We start from the raw sequence: 19,209 nt of genomic DNA, 5'->3' as shown, positions 1-19,209 counted from the left end.
CGGTGAGCCCGGCGCCGCGAAGCGCCCTGGCCCTCTCCACCATTCTCCTACTGTATGCCATGCGGACTCCGTTCCGGACCTCAACGGTCCAACTTTTTGTCCGCAGTCCCGCGCGGATTCCGGGACGCAGTTTCCCGCGGACGCCAAAACGGAAAGCGCATCCCGTTATCGATGTCTAGAACGAGATGCGCTTTCCCAATGGATGCTGATGCGGAAACTGTGTTCCGGAATTCACCTTCAGGGTGGGATGTGATTTCCGGTTGAGCCTCGATTGGGAAACGACGTCCCATTCGCATAAAAGCGGGCGGCTCGGATGTTGGTCCGAACCGCCCGTTTGGCGTGTTATGTCGAGGCATTTAGCCCGTTACGTAATACCAGACCACGCTGTCGCCATTGGAGAGAACGTAGTTGCTGCACGCCGTGTTGGGCGTTACGCCGTTGACGGAATACATCCAGCCGCTTGTACCACCGTGCTCCTTCTCGGCCAAACCACCGATAGCGGCGACATACGTGCCGTACGATGAGCCGTGCGCATTGACGGAAAGGCCCAGTGCACACAAAGCATCGTAGGGGGTAGCGCCCTCGTTGAAGGTGAACGTACCGCCAGAAGACACCGGGTTACCCACGGCACTCGACGTCACAGAGACCGTCACAGTAATGTAGCCAGGCTGCTGCGAGCCGCCCTGATTGCCAGCAGAGGCGCTGTCGCCGTTGGATACAGACCCACCGTCAGACACCGAGCCGCCGCCCGAAGAGGAGCCGTCAGAAGAACTCGATTCACCAGCGGATTCGGAGTCCTGTCCGGCAGACGCGTTGTTGGACTTCTTGCCGCCCTTGCCTTCGGACTTCTTCTCTATCGATTCCTTGCCCGACTTCTCGTCCGAAGACTCGGAAGCGTCCTTGGAATCCGATTCATTCGAGTTCTTGGACTCGGAGTCCGCAGCGTCAGAAGACGAGGAGCCCGCTGTCTCCGTCTTGCGAGAGGCGATAGAGCCAGAGTCGGCAACGCTCCTCCCCGCCACGGCCCGAGCGATCCAATCGATGGACCAGGCACCGCTGGCGGAAGGGTGAACAAAGCCCAGCGAGACGACAATCAGCGCGATGCAGACGGCCGTCAGAGAGCCAAGCAGCGCCTTGCGCCGAGGGGCGGACGCCGCCGAAGCGGCTCCCTTTTGCTTTCCATCGTCGAGCTGAATAAACGACGAGTCGGGTTGCTTGGAGTCGGCATCCTGAGGTTTATTGGACACAGCTCTCACCTACCGGCGCTTGGTAAACACGAACACGCCAATGACCGCAAGCCCGATCACGCCGGCCGCAACACCAACGATGGCGAGCGGATTGAAGCCAGACTGCTGTGCCGGAGCCTCAGCGGACTTCTTGGCAGTGGCCGCATCAGACGAGCCCGTGTCGGACTTGGAGCTGGACTTGCTGGACTTCTTATCAGACTTCTTGCTGTCCTTCTTGTCGGACTTGTCGGAATCCTTCTTGGAATCCTTGCCGTCCTTGGTCTCGGTCTTGGTCGTGGTGGACACCGGCTTCTGACCCGGAGCAACAGCACCGCCAGCCTGCTGGCCGTTTGTGCCGTTACCGGAACCAGAACCAGCACCGGCATTACCCGAACCGCCATTGGAGCCGTTGGAGCCAGAGCCACCGTTACCGCCAGGGGTAACGGCATTCTTAGTCCACTTGGCGTAGAGCGTCATATCGGCCGTTACCGCAGCGCTAAAGTCATACGCCTTGGTGCAGGCAGCATCGGTGTACCACCCGGCAAAGGTGTAGCCCTTGCACTGCGGCTTAGTCGAGGGCTCCGTCACCGCTTTGCCTTCCTTCACGCGTTGAGAATCGGGCATCGCCGCATCCTTACCGTTGGCGTCGAACGTCACAGTATAGCGTTTGACCCTTTGGCCATTGCCCTTGACAGCAAACAGCTTGCCCGAGTCATTGACATAGTAGAGTGAGCCATCGGATCCGACCGAAATAGAAGCCATGCAGTACTGCTGGTCGCCCGCCGCGGGCGTATAAAGCAGCTCGGCCTCGTCGTCGCCAATACGGTAGCGATAGATGCCGCCCGGGTTGTTGTTAGACGTAAAGTAGACGTACGTCTCGCCATTCTGGACAGAAACGACCGGCTGCGACTTTACATCACCGCCGCCCGAAGCCCCCTGACGAATATAGCTACCGTCCGCCTTGCAAATGGAATAGTCCACGGCAAGCGTCTCGGCATCAATCACTGCAAGCTGACCGTAGTAGTACGTGTACTTGTTCTGATAGCCGCCCATAAAGGACTCGGTCGATGCGCCTCCGACCACAATTTTGCCGTTGACCAACACCGGCGTCGAGGTCGAGCTGCTGCCAAACGAAACCTTGCCGAGCTCAGAAAGCGCTCCGTCTTTCCCAACCGAAAGCTTATGCAAAACGCCATCGGCACTTACAACATAAGCGATTGACCCATCGACCAGTACCGTTGTACGGACGCGATCGGCAACCTTGAGCGACGCAACGGTCTCTCCAGTGTCGGGATTAACCGTGCTCACCGTGCCCGAATCGTCCGCGATGACACCATAGTTGCCCGAGAATGCCATGCCGGCCCAGTAGTAGCCCTTGCTGTTCTCGTTCTTATGCTGCCACATAACCTTGCCATCGGAGATGCGCACGCAGAGCAGGTAGCCGTCGCTCGAGTCGGACCAGCTGGCCGATGCCGTCCCAAAGTAAGCAAAGCCGTCACGAACCGTAATGGACGCAAGAGACTGCTGGGCACCATCGGGACCAGCAGGCAACTCATCGGTTACCCAAACCGTCGCCAGGGCATCAACCGTCAGCGCCTGCAGACGACCGCTCGAAAGCGGCACGAGTATCACGCCGCCGGCGTATACCATACGCGAGGTCGAATCGATCTTTGCCGCCAAAGGCGTTTCGGCAACGGTCTCACCCGTATCGACATTCTTCTTAAGCAGCTTGGAGCCAACGGCCACGTAGAGGTAGTCACCGACCAGCAGCGGGTCGGAAATACCCTTGCTCCATTCGCTCGAGCCCTTGAGCTCGCTCACCCATTTTGCCTCGGCGTCCTTCGTGGGCACAGGAGCATCGGTTACCTTGTTGGCGCTCGTATAACCAGGCCAATCGCTGTCCCAGTTGGGACGTGCGGCGCTCGGGTTCAAAACTACGCCGTCAAGCGGTTTTTCACTATCGGACGCGTAGACATACTGGATGTTGTCGCCGGGCTTGAGCACAGCCTGGTCGGCACCAACCTTGGAATATTCGCCATTGACGTAGAGCTGCCAATAGCGACCCGTCGCCTCATTCGAACCCAGCTTTCGACCGTCGGTCGACGTAATGCTCTCCAGGAGGAAGTAGCCGTCCTTCTCCGGCGTCTTCAGCTCGTACCCAAGGCCCGAAGCCTTCAGCGCCATCGCCGTCAGGTCGGCAGCCGTCGCACCGTTCTGGAGCTTCACGTCGTTGAAGGAGTACCAGACCGAAGTCTTCTCGTTAGCATCAGGACCAATCAGACTCAACGAGGCCTTGACTTTAGCCTGCCCAATCTCGTCAAGACTGGTACCAAAAGCGGAATAGTAGAGCACGACGCTATCGCCGGGGGCGAGGTGAACCTGGCCGGCGCCGACCTCAGACGCCTTCCCGTTAACAAAAAGCTGCCAGTACCTGCCTGTCGACGCATCCCAGCCCAGCTTGCGACCATCCGCCGAAGTGATATCACTCAGATAGTACCCTGCCGTGCCCACACCGGTCGCGGTATGGGCCATGCCCTTTAGAGCGTCTTCAATCACATCGCCGGCAGTCGAGCCGTAAACGACACTCTTGGCAGAATCGGCCCAAACCTCGTCGTTGCCGTCGGCGTCGATACCAACGAGCTTAAAGGCAACGGAAATCTTGGGGTCGGAATGATCGACCGTACCAACAACGCGATACGTCGCCTTAACGCTCTGGTTAATGAGGCTCTGCAGCTTAGCGTTCTCGGGATGCGCCTTCGCCAGAGATTCGTACTTGGCGTACGTCAGGTTGCTCTCGACCGTAACAAGGGTATCGGCCTTGGGGCGCGTCACCTTTAGATTTTCGTTCGAGATGACCGAGGTGTCGCTCGTACGATACGTGCGCCAGTCGTTCCCCGACATCGCGTCGTATCCAGGAAGGTCTGCTGCCACAACGCCGGACAGTTTGCTGTCCTTACCCTTGCGGTACTCGATGCCGCCGTCTGCCGTAGGCACCGCTTCGGCAAAGGTCGACAGATTCTCGGTAACCGCGTCAACCGAAGCGTTATCGCCGAGCAGAGACTTTGCGTAGGCATCCTTGACCTGCTGCATAAATGCCACAGCTTGGTCAATCTCGGAATCGTCGATGGGCTTAACCTTGATGACGATGTCGCGCGTTACGGTTATGCCGTCCTTGGCAAGCGTAGCCGTAATAACTACTTCATTCGAGACGCCTTTGATATCACGGGTAACAACCACGCGGTAGCCGTTGACCTTCGCAACAGCCTCATCGTTCGATGCATAGGAGAGCTTGGCGCCGGATGGAGCGTCGATACCAGAACGACTGGGCAGCTGGATGTCGCCCTCAACGGTATTGGCATCGATTACCTTGTTGGTAGCGAAATCCTTGAGCACAATGCGGTCGAGCGCAGCTGACAGCTCGGCCTTTTCGGCATCGATCTGCTCCTGAGTTTTCGCCTTGACGGTATAGGTGACAAGATAAGCCGTCCCGTTTGACGGGGCATTATTGTAGCCAGGAACCGCCAGCGAGAGCGTAGCCGTGAGCCAAGCAATCTGGTCGGTCATACCGTGGGTATACGTAACCGTCGGATCGCCGTAGCTGGAATTCACCTTGGCAACAGAGTCATCAAGACTCATCCAGACAATAGAAGCAACCTTTATACCGTTGATGCTAATTGAGCCGGGAAGCGTTCCCTGCGTGACGCCCGCCTCAATCTCGTCGGGCAGACCCTCAGCATGAGCCCATGCCGCCTTAAGATAGGCGATGACCTTGCCGCCGTCCCATGCGAGCGTCGATGCGCGACCGGGCGTATACGACACGCTCTCGGAGCCAAGCGTCAGCGTATACGTCGGCGTAAACTGGCGAAGCAGCGAGTAATCAAGCGCGGAAGTCTTATCTGCAGGAGACAGGAAGAAATAGGAGATCTTTCCATCATCCGCGATGCCGCCATCCTGCTTGGGATCGCGACCGCCATAGGTTACGCCCGCAAGCGAAACCTTGATATCCGAGTAGCCCAAGTTGGCAAGCTTCGCCAAAAGCATGGAGCAGATGTTGGTATCGGTTCCCTGGGATGGATTGGGATACCAGCCTGAATAGCCATCGGCTTTGAGCTTCGCAACCGCCTCGTCCAGCCTCTTAGCCTCATCAGACTTGGGGGCTTCGGGTTCGGCAGGAGCCTTTACTGGATACTTGAGACTTGCCGTGAACTTGTGGTCACCAGCACCGTCACCATGCGTAACGCGGCACGCAACGTATTTACCAGCAAGATTAGAGGTCAGCTTGAGTTCACGAGCAGTTGCGCCTTCGATAGCAGTGTAGCCTGACGCCGCCGGATCGGACGACTGGCTGTTGCCGACATACCACTGGTAACCAAGTTGATCGTACTCGTACGACGAAATCTCGACGTTGTCCCATTCGTCATCGTCCCAATAATAGGCTGCGACCTTAACGGTATCGCCAACCTTGGCGATACCGCTGCCATAGGCAAGCCCGTTGCCGTCAGCATCAACAATTTCAGCCGAGTCAACGGTTACGTATGCCGAACGCGCGGAAACGGCGACGGAGTCCGACGAATCACCCTGCTCGGAAGCGACAGATGCCGGGGCGGCCAAACCCTCTGTATCGGTAGCATCACCGGCCGTCGCGTTATCGCTGCCAGCGGCATTTTCGGCAGCATCATCGTCGGCGCCATCGGCAGCAGCGCTCGCCGCCGCGCTGTTCGCGCCGGCGTCGGCAGCGGCGTCCTCGTCGGCCGCCGCGCCCTCGCCGGCCGTCGCAGCCTGGGTCACGGCCTCGGCAATGCCCTCGGCGCCCTCGGCCCAAAGTTGCGCCGGCGTGGTGCCAAAAGCCATGGCAAAAGCCAGGAACGCCACCAGACCGCGCTTGGCTATGCCGCGGGCAATCGCTCCATGACGACGCCACGAGGCGCGCTGGCACTCGTCCTCAAACATATCCATTTGTCTCCTATTGTCTAAACTTGGAACATTGCCCAGCGGCTGCCCCACGTCATCGCGCACATTGCGCTCGAGTACCCCCATCGGGGTCCCCCTTCCCTCCAGAGCCCAACGCGTACCGGCGGCATGCGCCGCGGCCGCGTGCAAGATGGGAGGCGATCCGACTTAACTTTACCGACCCGGGCGCGCCGTCCGATCTGCGGCGCGGCCATCCCGGGCCAAGAGGAATTACGGTTACTGGTACAGCCGGGGACTTGCACCCCGATTCTCCCAAACACGCAGGAAAACCGCGCATTCGTGCGTCTCCGCACCACCATCTAGGCCATCGATTATTACTGTCAGTATGGTAGCACGCAAAAGGGCCCCGCACGCAGGCGAAGCCCAAGGTAAAAGCTATGGTTTGCGATAGGAAGGACTGCCGTCGGACCTTGCAAGAACAGCCCGTTTCAAAACTATGCCGGTTTACGGGGCTAATTCAGCACTTCGCAACCATATCTGCCATTTTCGAAAACCAACGAGTCATCTACCTGCGGTTTTAAAAGCGCGAATTTCGGTATGCTCGAGGTTCGGCGCTCCAGCCCCGTAAACCGGCATAGTTTTGTTCGGACCAGCCCACGCCGGCGCGACGCAAGGCAAAATGATCCGTTTTCCTCCGTCCCCCAGGGGCCATTAACGCTTGCCGCCGTGACTGTTACGCCAGATCTCGCGGCCCAGCATCAGCGCCAGCACCAGCGCACTCACGTAGCCCATAAAGCCAATGACCGGGATACCGAACACAACCGGCTCGATGCGCGCGTAGTACACCACCGACGAGCCGATAAACAGGCCGGCAATCACAATTGCCATCGACATGCGGTCGATAATTCCACCCAGCTGTCGCAGCGCCTTATCGCTGCTCATGATCTGCGTGTTCACCTTAAGCTGGCCGCGCGTGAGCATGCGCGACGCCAAGCCCAGATACTCGGCCGCCTCGAGCGAGCCTTTTGCCGCGCGATAGCTGCTCGCGGCAAGATCGTGCCCCATTTCGCGGACGCGCGCATAGGTGCTCTTCTCGTTTTTGATGTGCGTCTGGATGATCTGGATCATGTTGACATCGGGCATATACTCGGTCAGCAGACCCTCGAGCGTCACCATGCCACGGGCGAACATCGTCACCACGCTCGGCAGCTCAACGTCGTTTTTGCGCGCCAGATTTAACAGCGAGGTCAAAAACTCGCCGATATCCAGGTCCTTAAGATCGAGCCCTGCAAAGTCGGCGACGATAAAGTCCAAGTCGGACAAAAAGGCCGAATGGTCGAGCTCGGCAGAATCGCCGCGCGTCACGGCAAAGCGCATAAGCGAATCCTTGAGCTTGGGAACGTCACCTTCGGCCACGGCGAAAATCATGTCCTTGACGATACCGCGGTCGTGACTCGACATGCGCCCGACCATGCCCAGGTCGATAAAGTAGACGATGCCGTCCTTGAGGATGATGTTTCCCGCATGCGGGTCAGCATGGAAAAAGCCGTCATCGAGCACCTGCGTCGAGTAGTCCTCGACGATCGCGGCGCCAATCTTTTCCAAGTCATAACCCTCGGCCACCAGGCGCTCGGGATCGGCAATGGAGATGCCGTCAATGTAGTCCATGACCACGACGTGTTCGGTGCAAAGGTCCAAGTAGGATTTGGGACACGAGACGCCATGCACGCTTTTGTGGAAGTCATAGAAATCGTTGAGGTTTTTGGCCTCGGCCAAAAAGTTGGTCTCCTCGCGAAACGAGGTCCACAGCTCTTCGACCACGCCATGCAGGTCCACAAACTGATCAGTGTTGACGAACTTGGAAACGATGCGTACCACCGAGCGAATGATGTCGATGTCCTGAGCCATCACCTGCTGCGCACCGGGGCGCTGCACCTTAACGGCCACGTCCTCGCCGGTCACCAGACGGGCGCGGTGCACCTGCGCGAGCGACGCGCTACCGAGCGGGTTGGGGTCAATCGCGTCGAATATCTGCCCCAGGCGCTGGCCGTATTCCTCTTCCAAACAGCGGAGCACTACCTCATACGGCACCGGCTCTACGTCGGAGCGCAGACGGCGCAGCTCGTCGCAAAACCGCTGCGGCAAAATCTCGGAGCGGTTAGCCAGAATCTGCCCCATTTTAACGAACATGGGGCCGAGCTCTTCGAGCAGACGACGCAGGCGCACCGGCGTAAGGTTGTCCCATACGCGATACTTTTTGATCAGGCGAACGATCTGCCCAATGCGCTCACGACGACCTGCCGGCGTGAGCTGGTATTCCTCGTCCGGCGCCATCGCGTCGGGCTCCTCAGGGACCATATCGACAGCGCGCGGCTTCTTGCGAGCGCCCGAGACGGCGGCCTCGACCTCGTCGACAACCGCCGCCTCGTCACCCAAGGGATCTTGATTGTTGTAATCGGTGGTGGAATCTGCCATCTGCGCTGCTACTCGGCCTCTTCGGCGTCCTCTGCGTCGTCGGGCTCAACGGACTCGACGGGCACCGAGGTCACGTTGTCCTCGACCGAATCGACGATGTCGCGCACATGGGCCAAAAAGGCCGTGCGCTCGGGGGCGGTCATGACGCGCACGCGGGCGAGGATGAGCTCGTCGAGCACGCGCTGGGCCGCAGTCTCGCCCTGCATGCCCAGGCGCTCGGTAAGGTCGGAGATGGTACCGCCGGCCTGTTCGAACATGTCGGACACGCTGCGGGCGATATCGGGGGTGCCGGCGTCCTTGCGCACCTGCTCGCCCTTGGCATTGAGGTCGTCGAGGACCTTCTTGCCGCCCTCGACGGCAACGGCGGCGGCGCCGAAGCCCACGTTGATGGCACCGTTAACAAGCTGATCGAATTTCATAACCATGGTTGGCTCCAATCGTGAACAACTTCATTGGCCTACTTGTACCCAAGATTGGGCAAACGACACAAAATCGTTTGTCACCGGGATAGAAATCGAGCGAGGCAAAACCTTTGACGGCGTTTGCCCCGCTCGTTCGCTGCAATGTGGCTTTTACCTAATGTTATCGTTCATCGCGAAGGAATTCTTCATGGCGCAGCTCGTGGTGTAGAGCACCTTGCCCAACAGGGCATCGGTCTCCACGCGCACAAGCTCGGCAAAGGCCTCGTTGGCTCGGGCGAGCTCGGCGGGCACCTCGGCCTCGGGCAGTACGGCGACAACGGCGTCAACGTCGTGGATCTGCTTGTGGCCCATGCCGCCGACCTTCTCCTGATAATCCTCGACCGCGCGACCGCACTCATGGAAGCGGACATCGGCCAAGGCGCCAATCAGGCGATTTGCCCAATAGAAATTCTCGGACGTCACGCGAGCCTGCGTGTCGGCATAGTACTCGGGCATGGTCTCGACATTGGCGTACAGCGGCACAAGCGCGTTAAACGAGTTGGATCCAAACGCCATCCACTGCACGGCGCGATACGCCGGCTGGGCATAGGGGCGCAGCTGCAGCACGGCGAGCTGGCTGTTGCGGTTGATGCCGATGGGACGATAGGCGCCGCGCGTGGCGGGCGTACCCTTGCTGCCGTAGCAGTCGTACTCCGTGCCCTGGTAGTGGCTCGAAAGCACGTACTTGATGTCCTCGAGGGTCACCTTGCGCTCGGGCACGCGACTCCAGGGAATGTCGTCGCTCTCGGGCGTGTAGTCGGCGTCGGGACCGTCCCACACATCGCTGGGGTTGAGGCAGCGCTGCATGTACCAGGCACGCGGTGTGTTGTAGACGTGGTCGCTGTCGCTGTGCGAGCCAAAGGCCTCGCGCGGGTTAAAGACCGCGGCGGGACCGTCGCCCTTAACGCCCAGCGTCAGGTCCAGATGCCACTCGGCCATCCAGGTGCGCAGGTCGGCAGAGCACATGTGGTCGATCTGCGCGCCCTCGGCGTCGTCCAAGTCAAAGCTGTCGATACCCAGCTGGTTGGGCATGGTCACATAGGCGTCGTCGGGTACGCGCTTGGCGATCCAGTGGTGGCCGCCGATGGTCTCGAGCCACCAGATCTCGTCAACGTCACTAAAGGCGATGCCGTTGTTCTCGTAGGTGCCGTAGCGCTCGAGCAGGTCGCCCAGAATGCGCACACCGTCGCGGGCGGACTTGGCATACGGCAACACCAGGGTCACCATGTCCTCCTCGCCCAGACCGCCGGGCTGCGCCGGCACATAGCCGTCCTCGCCCTCGTTACCCTTGGCGGGCACGTAGTCCACGAGCGGATCGGCGCCGCGGACGCGCTCGTTGGTGGTGAGCGTCTCGGTTGCGGACATGCCAACATTGAGCTCGTTGAAACCGGCCTCGGCCCAAATGCCATGACCCGGGACAACGTCGGGGACGCTTGTGTAACGCATGGGATTGTCGGGCAGCTCAACGGTCAGGTGGCTCAGGACACTCGTGTAGACACGCGGCTGCTCGTCGGGATGCACTACGCGCATGCGCTTGGGCTCAAATACCCCATTGGGCGAGTCCTCGTTGCGGGCAACCAGCGTCGACCCGTCATAGCTCGCGTTCTTACCGACCAAAATCGTTGTGCACGGCATGCGCATCCTCCTTGAGCGAAAAAATCAAACGGCAACAGTGTATCGCTTCGGTGCAAAAAGGGCGAAACCACGGCCTCGGCAGCCCCCGTGGTCAAAAGCCTATTTCGATGTGCGCTCGGCCGCTTCGATCACGTGTTTGGCGAGAATCGCGGTGGTCACAGCCCCCACGCCGCCCGGCACGGGTGTGATGGCGTTAACGATCGGCTCCGCAGCATCAAAATCAACGTCCCCGACCAGCTTGCCAGCGGCCTCGTCCCAGTTAATGCCCACATCGATGATCGTCTGGCCCTCGCGAACCGCATCCGCGCCAATCGTGCGCGCGCGTCCAACGGCCGCAACCACTACATCAGCCGCACGACACTCGGCAGCAAGGTCGCGCGTGTGCGTATGGCACGTCGTCACCGTGGCATTGCGAGCCGTAAGCATGGCGGCAACGGGACGGCCAATCACCAGAGACCGACCGACGACCGCAACTTTGGCTCCATCCAGCTCAACACCGTAATGGTCCAGCAACGCCAACACGGCCTCGGCCGTGCAAGGAGCAAAGCCCTCGCCTCGCCCCGAAAGCGTGGTAAGCAGCGAGGCCGGCGTCATGGAGTCGACATCCTTGGCGGATTCGAGTGCCGCGGCAACCGCATCCTCGTCAATCCCAGCGGGCAGCGGGCGAAACACTAGGCAGCCATGAACGGCGGGGTCGGCATTGATGTCCTTAATAGCCGCCAGCAGCTCATCCTGCGAAGCATCGGCAGGAAGCAAAACGCGGCGAGCCTCAATGCCAGCCTTTTCACAGCGCTTGAGGGCGCCGCGCTCGTACGATAGATCGTCCTCGCGCTCGCCCACACGAACGATGGCCAGCGTCGGCACAACGCCGCGTTCGCGCAGGACGGCGCAGCGAGCAGCGAGCTTCTCGGTCAAAGCACGGGCAACGGGAGCGCCTTTGAGCAGCTCTGCCATGGCTATCCCCTCTTCCTGGCGGCGTCGGCGGCGCGGCGCGCCAGCGCATCGGCGCGCGGCAGCCACGTATCCAACAGCTCATCGCACGCCGCCTCGAGCTCCTCGGCGCGCGCCCGGTCTTTCATAGACGTAGTGTTGGCAAAGAGCGTCAGACTCGCGCCCTGCATGGCGGCGCGGCAGAACACGGCACCGCACGCCACGTCGGACAGCAGCTGGCGCGAACCCTTGTCCGCCATGTCCTCGAGCAGCGCCAGCGCGCGCCCGCAGGCATCCATAATGCGATACGGTGGCATAGCCGCCACGTGCAGTGCATCCTGAATCGCAGCCGGTCGAGCCGGATCCTCGCGCGAAATACCGTACGCCGCGGACACCTGCCCGTAGGCACGAACGTCCTCGGCGACCAGGTCCACAAGTTCCTGTGCCAACTCGTCTGCCTGGGCAAACGCGTGCGCCAAATCGTCCGCTCGATCGGCAAGCGCGGGATTGGTCGCCCCGTAGCGCGCGACCATCCCGCAAAGCGAGGCGCCCAGCGCGCCCACAAAGGCGCTCGCGCTGCCACCGCCGGGAACCGGCTCGCGCGCGGCAAGCGCCTCGGCAAATCCGCGACAGGTTTTATCCATCATCTCTTGGCTCATACGCACGCACCTTCAAGTCATATAGATCGGTCGGGCGGCAACCGCCGGCCAACTGTATCGATCAAGTAATGGTGCTAAGTCTAGCCCATAAGCACATGAGCGTCAGCGCATCTGGCCATCGCGGATTTCTATGACACACGATAGGCGTCGGCACCGCAAGCATGGAACACATGGCCCACCTTTCGAGACTTCCGGACGTCAAAAACTGAGGCATATCTATAAACAAGGAATCTGTTGGGGCAACGCCCGCGTACACGCGCCCCATTAAAACAACGGGCACCTCACCCTGGGGAGGACCGACGGCATCGGCCCTCCCCTCTCCCGGGCATATTGCCACTTGTCGGCGCATATCCGGCCCTCAGAATGGGACACATGGCCCACCCTTACGAGCCGCTCGCGCGTACAGTAAAGGCAGGTAATCCATGGGCGGTTACAGATGAGGAGATACGACCATGAAAAAGAAGGCCTTTGCGATTCTCACCCTCTGCATCAGTCTCTTTGCTGCAGTTGCCCTGGTAGGTTGCGGCGGAAGCGGTGGCGCTACCGGCAGTGGCGGTGGCGGCGGAGTAGAAAAACCAGCCGTGGATATGAGGACCGACTTCATCTGGTTTAAGGTCGAGGTCCCCGAGGGCGTCGAGATCACCGACGTCGCTGGCGACACCGCCGATAGGGCCCAGTTTAAGTTCACCGAGAGCGAGCACGCCAGCGATCGCTTCATCCCTGTCTTCGACTCTGACAAGAACGCCGACGAGCTGTTCGACTACGAGGCCAAATGGAAGGCCAACTCCGGATGGACCGAGAGCGACCCCGTTAAGTACAACGGCAAGACCTGGCGCAGCGCCTACTTTACGCACTCGGGCGGTGTGACGACCGAGTACTTCACCGACGTTGACGGTGGCAGCGTCTACGTGCGCATCGACAACGTCGAAGAGCACAAGGACGCTGTCGAGACCATGATGAAGTCCCTGGAGTTTGCCGATGACATCGCCAAGGCCAAGACCGAGGCCATGAACGTCAAGCTCGACGATATCGAGATCAAGCGCTAAAGCTCCAACGGCATGCAGCAGCGCCGCTTTAACTCAGCCGGGATGCAAGGTGCGACTCCTTGCATCCCGGTTTTTTGTGTTCGAAAGCGCCCGATCACATCACCATATTGAACACGTTGACGAATTCCTGCGCCTTCGCGTGGCTGCTGAGGCCAAGGTGCAGGCGGTCAACAGCCGGCTACTGCGCCTCTGTTTTCCCTAGCATTTCAATCTAGTAGCCACGAGACCCTTTCTCGAAGACCTCCGACGACGTCGCAGTTTCTGTCCCCGCCAGGCTTTATGATAATCGCCATTAGCCAGCCATTATCTATTAAGCAGCATCCCTCAAGAGGAAAGCGGGAGATACGAATGGGCACACCAAAACCGTCTTTGCGCGACTGCATCTACGGACTTGCCGTTGGCGACGCGCTGGGCGTTCCATACGAGTTTATGCCTCGCGGCACGTTCCAATGCACCGACATGATTGGCTATGGCACGCATGGGCAACCCGCCGGCACCTGGAGCGACGACACATCTATGACGCTTGCTACCTGTGACTCGATTAGGGAGCTCGGGCATATCGACACCGCAGACATGCGCGACAAGTTCGTAGGCTGGATTGCCCGTGGCGAGTATACGATTGACGGTGTTTTCGATTACGGCGGTACGACCGCTCGAGCACTGCGCACCGGCAAAGGAGGCTCCGGCGAGCGCGACAACGGCAACGGATCGCTCATGCGCATCGCGCCCCTGGCGTTTGTCGACGCGACGGACGAAGAGATCTGCGAGGTCTCCGCGATAACGCACGCTCACAGAACGTCAACTGAGTCATGCATCATATTTGTTGAGCTGATGAGAGACGTGCTGAGCGGCGCACTCCCCTCGTGGGCGCTGCAGCTGAAAAGCGCGCCCGAGCACGAAATCAGATCCGGCGGCTTCGTGCGCGACACGCTTAAGGCAGCCACCTGGTGCTTCGTCAACACCAGCAGCTACGAAGACTGCGTGCTCGCCGCCGTCAACCTGGGCGACGACACCGACACCACCGCAGCCGTCGCAGGCGCCCTCGCCGGCACGGCATACGGTATCGACGCAATTCCGCAGGAATGGATCGACACCCTGCGCGGCAAAGAGCTGATTGAGAGCTGCTTGTTTTAGATCGCGTCGGCAGCAGAAGCAAGCCAGGAGGCATCATGGAGAGGAAGACTGCACACATAGATGAGTTCCAAGTGGACGAGCACGAGATTCCGCTACTCCCAGCAGGGCTGAAGGAGGAAGGAGACCTCTATGTCCTCCCCGACGGGCGTTATCTTCCCTGCGGAGTCTACAAGACCGCGGACGGCGACTTGCTCCTTTATGAGCCATCCGAACTTAGTTTCTTCGGGCAGATGACTACCCAATTCAAAGAGAGCTAGAGGTATGATTGCCCGTTAGATCGACACTGTTCCAAACCAGGGGATGGGTGGAGAAGAGGGTCATAGAAAAGGGCCGGTTGCAGCCGGCCCTTTAGACATTAGCTCCTGCGTTGCCCGCGTCTCCGAAGTTTAAGCGCTGAGGAGCGGGTTCGCGGCACAACCTGATTTTACCCAGTGAAGCGGCTCTTTTGCAGCCGTCCCACCGTTTATTTAGATCTACTACGACGGACAGCTCGCACTACTGCGTACTGTCCCGTACCACTCCCCTACTTACCAAATATCGCGCCAAACAAACCCTTGCGTTTGGACTTCTCCTCTCGGTAGGAACCATCGACCGCCGCCGCCACCTGCCGCGGCTGTTCACCGCCTCCACGGCGCACGATCTGGTACAGAAACGGCGATTTAACGTATTTGACCTCGATGGGCGTGGCGTGCACGGTACTTTCGCTCGACAGCATCACGTTGGGATTGAGCGGTGCCACCACATGTGTCTCGCGCTTGTCGCTAAACACTACCGCGGCCGCACGACCCGTTTGGCCGTTTACGGCAATGCGCACCTGCTCGCCATCGCGGCTGTCCGTCGCCGGACGATCGACAAAGTAGACCGGCACCATCACCAGGCCGTCCTTATGCTTGCGGGCCTTGCGCGCCCACGTGCGGATACTCTTTTTATTGAGCCCCAGTACCGCCTCGGCATCGTTGCCGGCAACGTCGAGCGCCAGCTTATCAATGATCACCTGGTCTTTGGTAGATGCATCGACGGAAACGACGCGGAAGTCGCCTTCCTGCATAGCGGGATCGAACGGCCCCACCTTGCCAAAGTCCCACGGCTCCAAAATGCCCATAAGACGAACGTCCAGGTAGTTTGCCCGCGGATATGCCCAGTCGAGCACCTCGTAGTACACCAAGGTCTCCTTGCTCAACCCCTTGCCCGGGAAGGACGCCATCATGCGCAAATCCGCGAGCGCCATGGGAAAGTAGAAGAGCATCATGTCGTTTTGGATCGCGTCTTCCACGTCGTGACCGGCAAAGGCTTCCGCATACTGGTGCACCAGCTGCAGCGCGTTGGCACGTGCCTGCTGCGGCGAGATTTCGCAGGGAATACCCTGCTCGGGCACATACTCCGCACCAACGCCCATGGTCAGGCGCTTGCTAAAGGTACCGGGCTTGAGCAGGTCGGCGATTCCGATCTTATTGCCGCAGGACGGGCATTCAAACACGCGCTGGGTCGACTCGCCTTCGAAGGATGCGCCGCAGAAGGGGCACGGGATGCTCACGTGCGCGGCCTCCTGGAACTCCTGCGCCGTGCCGCGGTCCTCCCACAGTAGATGCTCCAGAACCGACTGGTTGCGCCAGTGCGCGTTGAAGAAATACCAGTCGGGGTCCACCGGGCGCTCGAGCTGCGACACATGGGTGAGCTTAAGCAGCCCATCGACAACCGTCAGCGGCGCATGGCGAATGCCCAGCGCGCTCTTGGGCTCCCCCGCATCGGTCTGCCACGGAACGACCGTGCCGCAATAGGCGCACTCAAAGCTGCGTTGAGCCTGGTGAGAGTACATGGGGCCGCCGCAGTTTTGGCATTTAATGGCAAACATCTCGTCCATGGATACGTCCTCCTTTACGCAGGGGCTGTCGACATTAAGTATGTCGAGCAGGCAGGCACAAGCCCATACCCATGTGGCCCAAAATGGAGCACCCGATCGGACAAGAAGCCCCGCTCGTTAGCTCCCGCAGACCATTACTGCATTTTCTGAGCATCGGCGCACGGCGCGCCTATGCGAGCTACACTATCCCCTTAAACGAGGATGCGAGGAGGTACGCCATGCTATTTGTAAATCGGCTGGTACATACACTTGTTCCTGGCAGCGAGGGTGAGCCGGTCGATGCATCTTGCCGCACCAACGCGGGCTTTGCCGCAAGCCTCATCTGCATTGGCCTCAACATTACCCTGTGCCTGGCCAAGGGCATCGCGGGTCTGCTCGCCGGCTCTGTCTCGCTTGTCGCCGATGCCTTTAACAACCTCTCCGACGCCTCAAGCAACATTGTGAGCTTGCTCGGGTTCCGCCTTGCCAGCCGCCCGGCCGACGAAGGTCACCCCTATGGCCACGGCCGTTACGAATACCTCGCCGGCTTGTTTGTCGCCGTCCTCGTTTGTGCCGTCGGCATCAACCTGGTGCTCGAGTCCATTGCCAAGATCATCAAGCCCTCCCCCACCGCCTACACGCTGGTCTCCCTAGCCGCCCTCGTCTTGTCCATGCTCGTCAAATTATGGATGGCCGCATTCAACCGCGCGCTGGGCGACCGCATCGACTCGGAGACGCTCATCGCCACAGCGCAGGACTCCAAAAACGACGTCATCACCTCGGGCTCGGTCTTGGCGGCGGCGCTTATTTCGCAGATGACCGGCTTTGACCTCGATGGCTGGGCAGGCCTGGGTGTGGGCATCTTCATCTGCATCAGCGGCATGGGCCTGGTGCGCGACGCCATCAGCCCGCTGTTGGGACAAGCGCCCGACCCCAAGCTCGTCCAGGCAATCCGCGACAGGATCATGTCGTACCCCCAGGTCTTGGGCACACACGACCTCATGGTGCACGACTACGGCCCCGGCCGTCAGTTTGCCAGCGCACACGTGGAAATGCCCGGCGAGGGCGATGCCTTTGAGCACCACGAGATCCTGGACACCATCGAGCACGATATCAAACGCCAGATGGGCATCGACATCACGCTGCACTGCGACCCCATCGCCACCACCGGCGACGACCTGCGCAGCTGGGTCAAGCGTGGCGTCATGCAGATCGATCCCGCGCTCTCCATCCACGACCTGCACGAGCACGATGGCTTTGTGTCATTTGACCTGGTGCGTCCCGACGGCTTTCGCATCTCCGACGACGAGCTGTTGGAGCTCGTAACGCATATCGTGCACGAGCGCAGGCCCGATGCATCATGCGTTGTCACGTTTGACTCGGGCTTTAGCTCGCCCGACCGTCCGGCAGAACAGTTGTAGCCCCGCTCCGCTCGACCGCTAGTTTCCCTGCGCGCCCGAAATGCCATTTTGCAGGGCATCCCAGGCGTTCGTTGCCATATCACCCAGATTCTGAGCAGTATCACCGAGGTTCTGGGCTGTGTCGCCCAGCTCTTGGGCCTTATCCCCCAGCTCCTGCGCCTTGTTGCTCAGGTCCTCCAGCGTGTTGGAGCTCGAGCTGTCCGCGCCGCCCTGGTCGCCGGACGCATTACCCGACGAGCTGCCCTTGCGCGTGAGCTGAATCTCGAGGTTACCGTTGTCGTTATAGTAGGCAGACGTCACGACCCAATTGGCATCGACAACAGGCGTCGAGCCGTCGTCGGTCAGAATCACGGCATTCGAAAGATCGGCCCCGCGCGACTTGAGGAGCTTCTTGGCGTTGGACCAGTACTGTCCCGGGATATCGCTCAGGTCGACGGTGTCGGACTGGGTAGCCTCGGTCTGCTCGGCCGTGGTATCAGTCGTGGCGCCCCGCTTGTTGAGCATGCCAGACACGATGGCGAACACAACCGACAGGGCAAAGAAGACCGCCAGCACGATGAGGATCTTCTTGATCACGCTCGACGAACGCGAAGGCTTCTTCTCCTCGTCCTCGCCATACTGAGGGATGGACTTGGGATACTCACGATACGGCTCGCGCGCATATCGGTCGCGCGACTCGTAGCGCGGCTGTGCCGTGCGCGGCATATACGTGGTCTGCTGAGGTTGCGGAATGGGATTTTGCAGCAGGTCATCATAAGGGTCTGCCGCCGCGTTGCCGTAGGGGCTCTGCGACGAGGCGCCATACGGGTCCTGCGCTGCGTTTCCGTAATTCACAACGCGCGTGGAATCGGCCGACGCCTGCGTCGTGTCGGGGGCAGCGTAGCCGGGATTCGGCACGACGCGGGTCTCATCGGCGCCATTGCCCGTCCGCGGGGAGCCGTAGCCACCCATTACGGTCGTCTTATCCTGGTCCATGCAACGATTCCTTTCCGTCGCCTGTAAGCATCAAGTTATCCATGCATTCTACCCGCGCAAAAGTCTATGATGGGCAAAGCCTGCCGGTATTTACAAGACATGCGCGGCCGACGGTCACAAGCGAATCGAGGATATGTCATGGCAAAAAGCAAGCTCATCAAGGACACGACGCGTGCCGAGCGTGAGGAGATCATCAAGCTAGCGCTCGCTGGCTGCGGCAACGGCAGTTGCGACAACTGCGGAAGCTGCAGCTTGGGAGCCGGCGATCCATATGGCACCTACCAGCCCTACATTGACGGCGAGATGGAAATCGCCGATATCAACATGATGGTCGCCGAGCGCAACGCCAAACTCTTCGGCCTCCAGCGCGGGTAACGACCTCTTCTTGGGCTGTGAACCAAAAAATGCGCCCATCTGCTACGTTTAACCCAAGGGTGCCAACCATAGCCATATCTGTGTTAACAAAACCGCAGGTAAACGTCTTGCCGCATTGTTA

The 19,209-nt window shown here is 60.0% G+C and carries 14 protein-coding genes; 5 read left to right on the top strand and 9 right to left on the bottom strand.

Annotated features, from left to right (window positions below):
* Positions 1-356: 356 nt before the first annotated feature.
* The 7 genes from ACTQ1E_RS07680 to ACTQ1E_RS07650 form a co-directional block, all read right to left on the bottom strand.
* Positions 357-1,247 carry a DUF4430 domain-containing protein gene (locus ACTQ1E_RS07680; RefSeq protein WP_441565674.1) on the bottom strand — a complete coding sequence of 297 codons (891 nt, stop codon included), beginning with the start codon at positions 1,245-1,247 and terminating at the stop codon, positions 357-359.
* A 9-nt stretch (positions 1,248-1,256) separates the two neighbouring features.
* On the bottom strand, positions 1,257-6,182 hold the full coding sequence (locus tag ACTQ1E_RS07675; RefSeq protein ID WP_441565672.1) for an InlB B-repeat-containing protein: 4,926 nt from the start codon (positions 6,180-6,182) through the stop codon (positions 1,257-1,259).
* Positions 6,183-6,848: 666 nt separating this feature from the next.
* Complete coding sequence (locus ACTQ1E_RS07670; RefSeq protein WP_441535684.1) at positions 6,849-8,612, bottom strand: ABC1 kinase family protein; 1,764 nt, start codon at positions 8,610-8,612, stop codon at positions 6,849-6,851.
* A gap of 8 nt (positions 8,613-8,620) precedes the next feature.
* Entirely contained in the window at positions 8,621-9,037 is a 417-nt protein-coding gene (locus ACTQ1E_RS07665; protein ID WP_154515830.1) for a hypothetical protein, read from the bottom strand.
* A 147-nt stretch (positions 9,038-9,184) separates the two neighbouring features.
* A complete protein-coding gene (locus tag ACTQ1E_RS07660; protein ID WP_441565670.1) occupies positions 9,185-10,708 on the bottom strand; it encodes a C69 family dipeptidase in 1,524 nt (507 codons plus the stop codon).
* Positions 10,709-10,807: 99 nt separating this feature from the next.
* Entirely contained in the window at positions 10,808-11,662 is an 855-nt protein-coding gene (locus tag ACTQ1E_RS07655) for a bifunctional 5,10-methylenetetrahydrofolate dehydrogenase/5,10-methenyltetrahydrofolate cyclohydrolase (protein WP_441565668.1), read from the bottom strand.
* A 2-nt stretch (positions 11,663-11,664) separates the two neighbouring features.
* Complete coding sequence (locus tag ACTQ1E_RS07650) at positions 11,665-12,297, bottom strand: cyclodeaminase/cyclohydrolase family protein (protein ID WP_427794625.1); 633 nt, start codon at positions 12,295-12,297, stop codon at positions 11,665-11,667.
* 452 nt (positions 12,298-12,749) lie between these two features.
* On the opposite strand from ACTQ1E_RS07650, the gene ACTQ1E_RS07645 reads away from it, so the two are divergent.
* The 3 genes from ACTQ1E_RS07645 to ACTQ1E_RS07635 all read left to right on the top strand — a co-directional run bounded on the left by ACTQ1E_RS07645 (position 12,750) and on the right by ACTQ1E_RS07635 (position 14,734).
* Positions 12,750-13,343 (top strand): hypothetical protein, encoded by a 594-nt coding sequence (locus ACTQ1E_RS07645; protein ID WP_441565666.1) that lies wholly within the window; start codon positions 12,750-12,752, stop codon positions 13,341-13,343.
* 348 nt (positions 13,344-13,691) lie between these two features.
* Positions 13,692-14,477: an ADP-ribosylglycohydrolase family protein gene (locus tag ACTQ1E_RS07640; RefSeq protein ID WP_441565664.1), complete on the top strand. Its 786-nt coding sequence runs from the start codon at positions 13,692-13,694 to the stop codon at positions 14,475-14,477.
* Positions 14,478-14,512: 35 nt separating this feature from the next.
* A complete protein-coding gene (locus ACTQ1E_RS07635) occupies positions 14,513-14,734 on the top strand; it encodes a hypothetical protein (protein WP_441014893.1) in 222 nt (73 codons plus the stop codon).
* Positions 14,735-15,000: 266 nt separating this feature from the next.
* On the opposite strand, the gene ACTQ1E_RS07630 is transcribed toward ACTQ1E_RS07635, so the two are convergent.
* Positions 15,001-16,338: a hypothetical protein gene (locus ACTQ1E_RS07630; protein ID WP_441565662.1), complete on the bottom strand. Its 1,338-nt coding sequence runs from the start codon at positions 16,336-16,338 to the stop codon at positions 15,001-15,003.
* A gap of 218 nt (positions 16,339-16,556) precedes the next feature.
* Between ACTQ1E_RS07630 and ACTQ1E_RS07625 the strand changes: the two genes are divergently transcribed.
* A complete protein-coding gene (locus tag ACTQ1E_RS07625; protein WP_441565660.1) occupies positions 16,557-17,738 on the top strand; it encodes a cation diffusion facilitator family transporter in 1,182 nt (393 codons plus the stop codon).
* 18 nt (positions 17,739-17,756) lie between these two features.
* Here ACTQ1E_RS07625 and ACTQ1E_RS07620 read toward each other — a convergent pair whose 3' ends face one another.
* Entirely contained in the window at positions 17,757-18,713 is a 957-nt protein-coding gene (locus ACTQ1E_RS07620; RefSeq protein WP_441565658.1) for a hypothetical protein, read from the bottom strand.
* Positions 18,714-18,851: 138 nt separating this feature from the next.
* On the opposite strand from ACTQ1E_RS07620, the gene ACTQ1E_RS07615 reads away from it, so the two are divergent.
* On the top strand, positions 18,852-19,088 hold the full coding sequence (locus ACTQ1E_RS07615) for a hypothetical protein (RefSeq protein ID WP_035137347.1): 237 nt from the start codon (positions 18,852-18,854) through the stop codon (positions 19,086-19,088).
* Positions 19,089-19,209: the final 121 nt, after the last annotated feature.

The sequence above is a fragment of the Collinsella sp. LCP21S3_C7 genome (genome assembly GCF_052118485.1).
Taxonomy (GTDB): domain Bacteria; phylum Actinomycetota; class Coriobacteriia; order Coriobacteriales; family Coriobacteriaceae; genus Collinsella.
The sequence above is the reverse complement of the archived record's forward strand: the minus strand, read 5'-3'. Positions and strand labels throughout refer to the sequence as shown.

Bases quoted from the DNA above. Each gene is read 5' to 3' on its own strand.
- ACTQ1E_RS07675 (WP_441565672.1), bottom strand. From the start codon at position 6,182: ATGGATATGTTTGAGGACGAGTGCCAGCGCGCCTCGTGGCGTCGTCAT.
- ACTQ1E_RS07670 (WP_441535684.1), bottom strand. From the start codon at position 8,612: ATGGCAGATTCCACCACCGATTACAACAATCAAGATCCCTTGGGTGAC.
- ACTQ1E_RS07665 (WP_154515830.1), bottom strand. From the start codon at position 9,037: ATGGTTATGAAATTCGATCAGCTTGTTAACGGTGCCATCAACGTGGGC.
- ACTQ1E_RS07660 (WP_441565670.1), bottom strand. From the start codon at position 10,708: ATGCCGTGCACAACGATTTTGGTCGGTAAGAACGCGAGCTATGACGGG.
- ACTQ1E_RS07655 (WP_441565668.1), bottom strand. From the start codon at position 11,662: ATGGCAGAGCTGCTCAAAGGCGCTCCCGTTGCCCGTGCTTTGACCGAG.
- ACTQ1E_RS07650 (WP_427794625.1), bottom strand. From the start codon at position 12,297: ATGAGCCAAGAGATGATGGATAAAACCTGTCGCGGATTTGCCGAGGCG.
- ACTQ1E_RS07645 (WP_441565666.1), top strand. From the start codon at position 12,750: ATGAAAAAGAAGGCCTTTGCGATTCTCACCCTCTGCATCAGTCTCTTT.
- ACTQ1E_RS07640 (WP_441565664.1), top strand. From the start codon at position 13,692: ATGGGCACACCAAAACCGTCTTTGCGCGACTGCATCTACGGACTTGCC.
- ACTQ1E_RS07635 (WP_441014893.1), top strand. From the start codon at position 14,513: ATGGAGAGGAAGACTGCACACATAGATGAGTTCCAAGTGGACGAGCAC.
- ACTQ1E_RS07630 (WP_441565662.1), bottom strand. From the start codon at position 16,338: ATGGACGAGATGTTTGCCATTAAATGCCAAAACTGCGGCGGCCCCATG.
- ACTQ1E_RS07625 (WP_441565660.1), top strand. From the start codon at position 16,557: ATGCTATTTGTAAATCGGCTGGTACATACACTTGTTCCTGGCAGCGAG.
- ACTQ1E_RS07620 (WP_441565658.1), bottom strand. From the start codon at position 18,713: ATGGACCAGGATAAGACGACCGTAATGGGTGGCTACGGCTCCCCGCGG.
- ACTQ1E_RS07615 (WP_035137347.1), top strand. From the start codon at position 18,852: ATGGCAAAAAGCAAGCTCATCAAGGACACGACGCGTGCCGAGCGTGAG.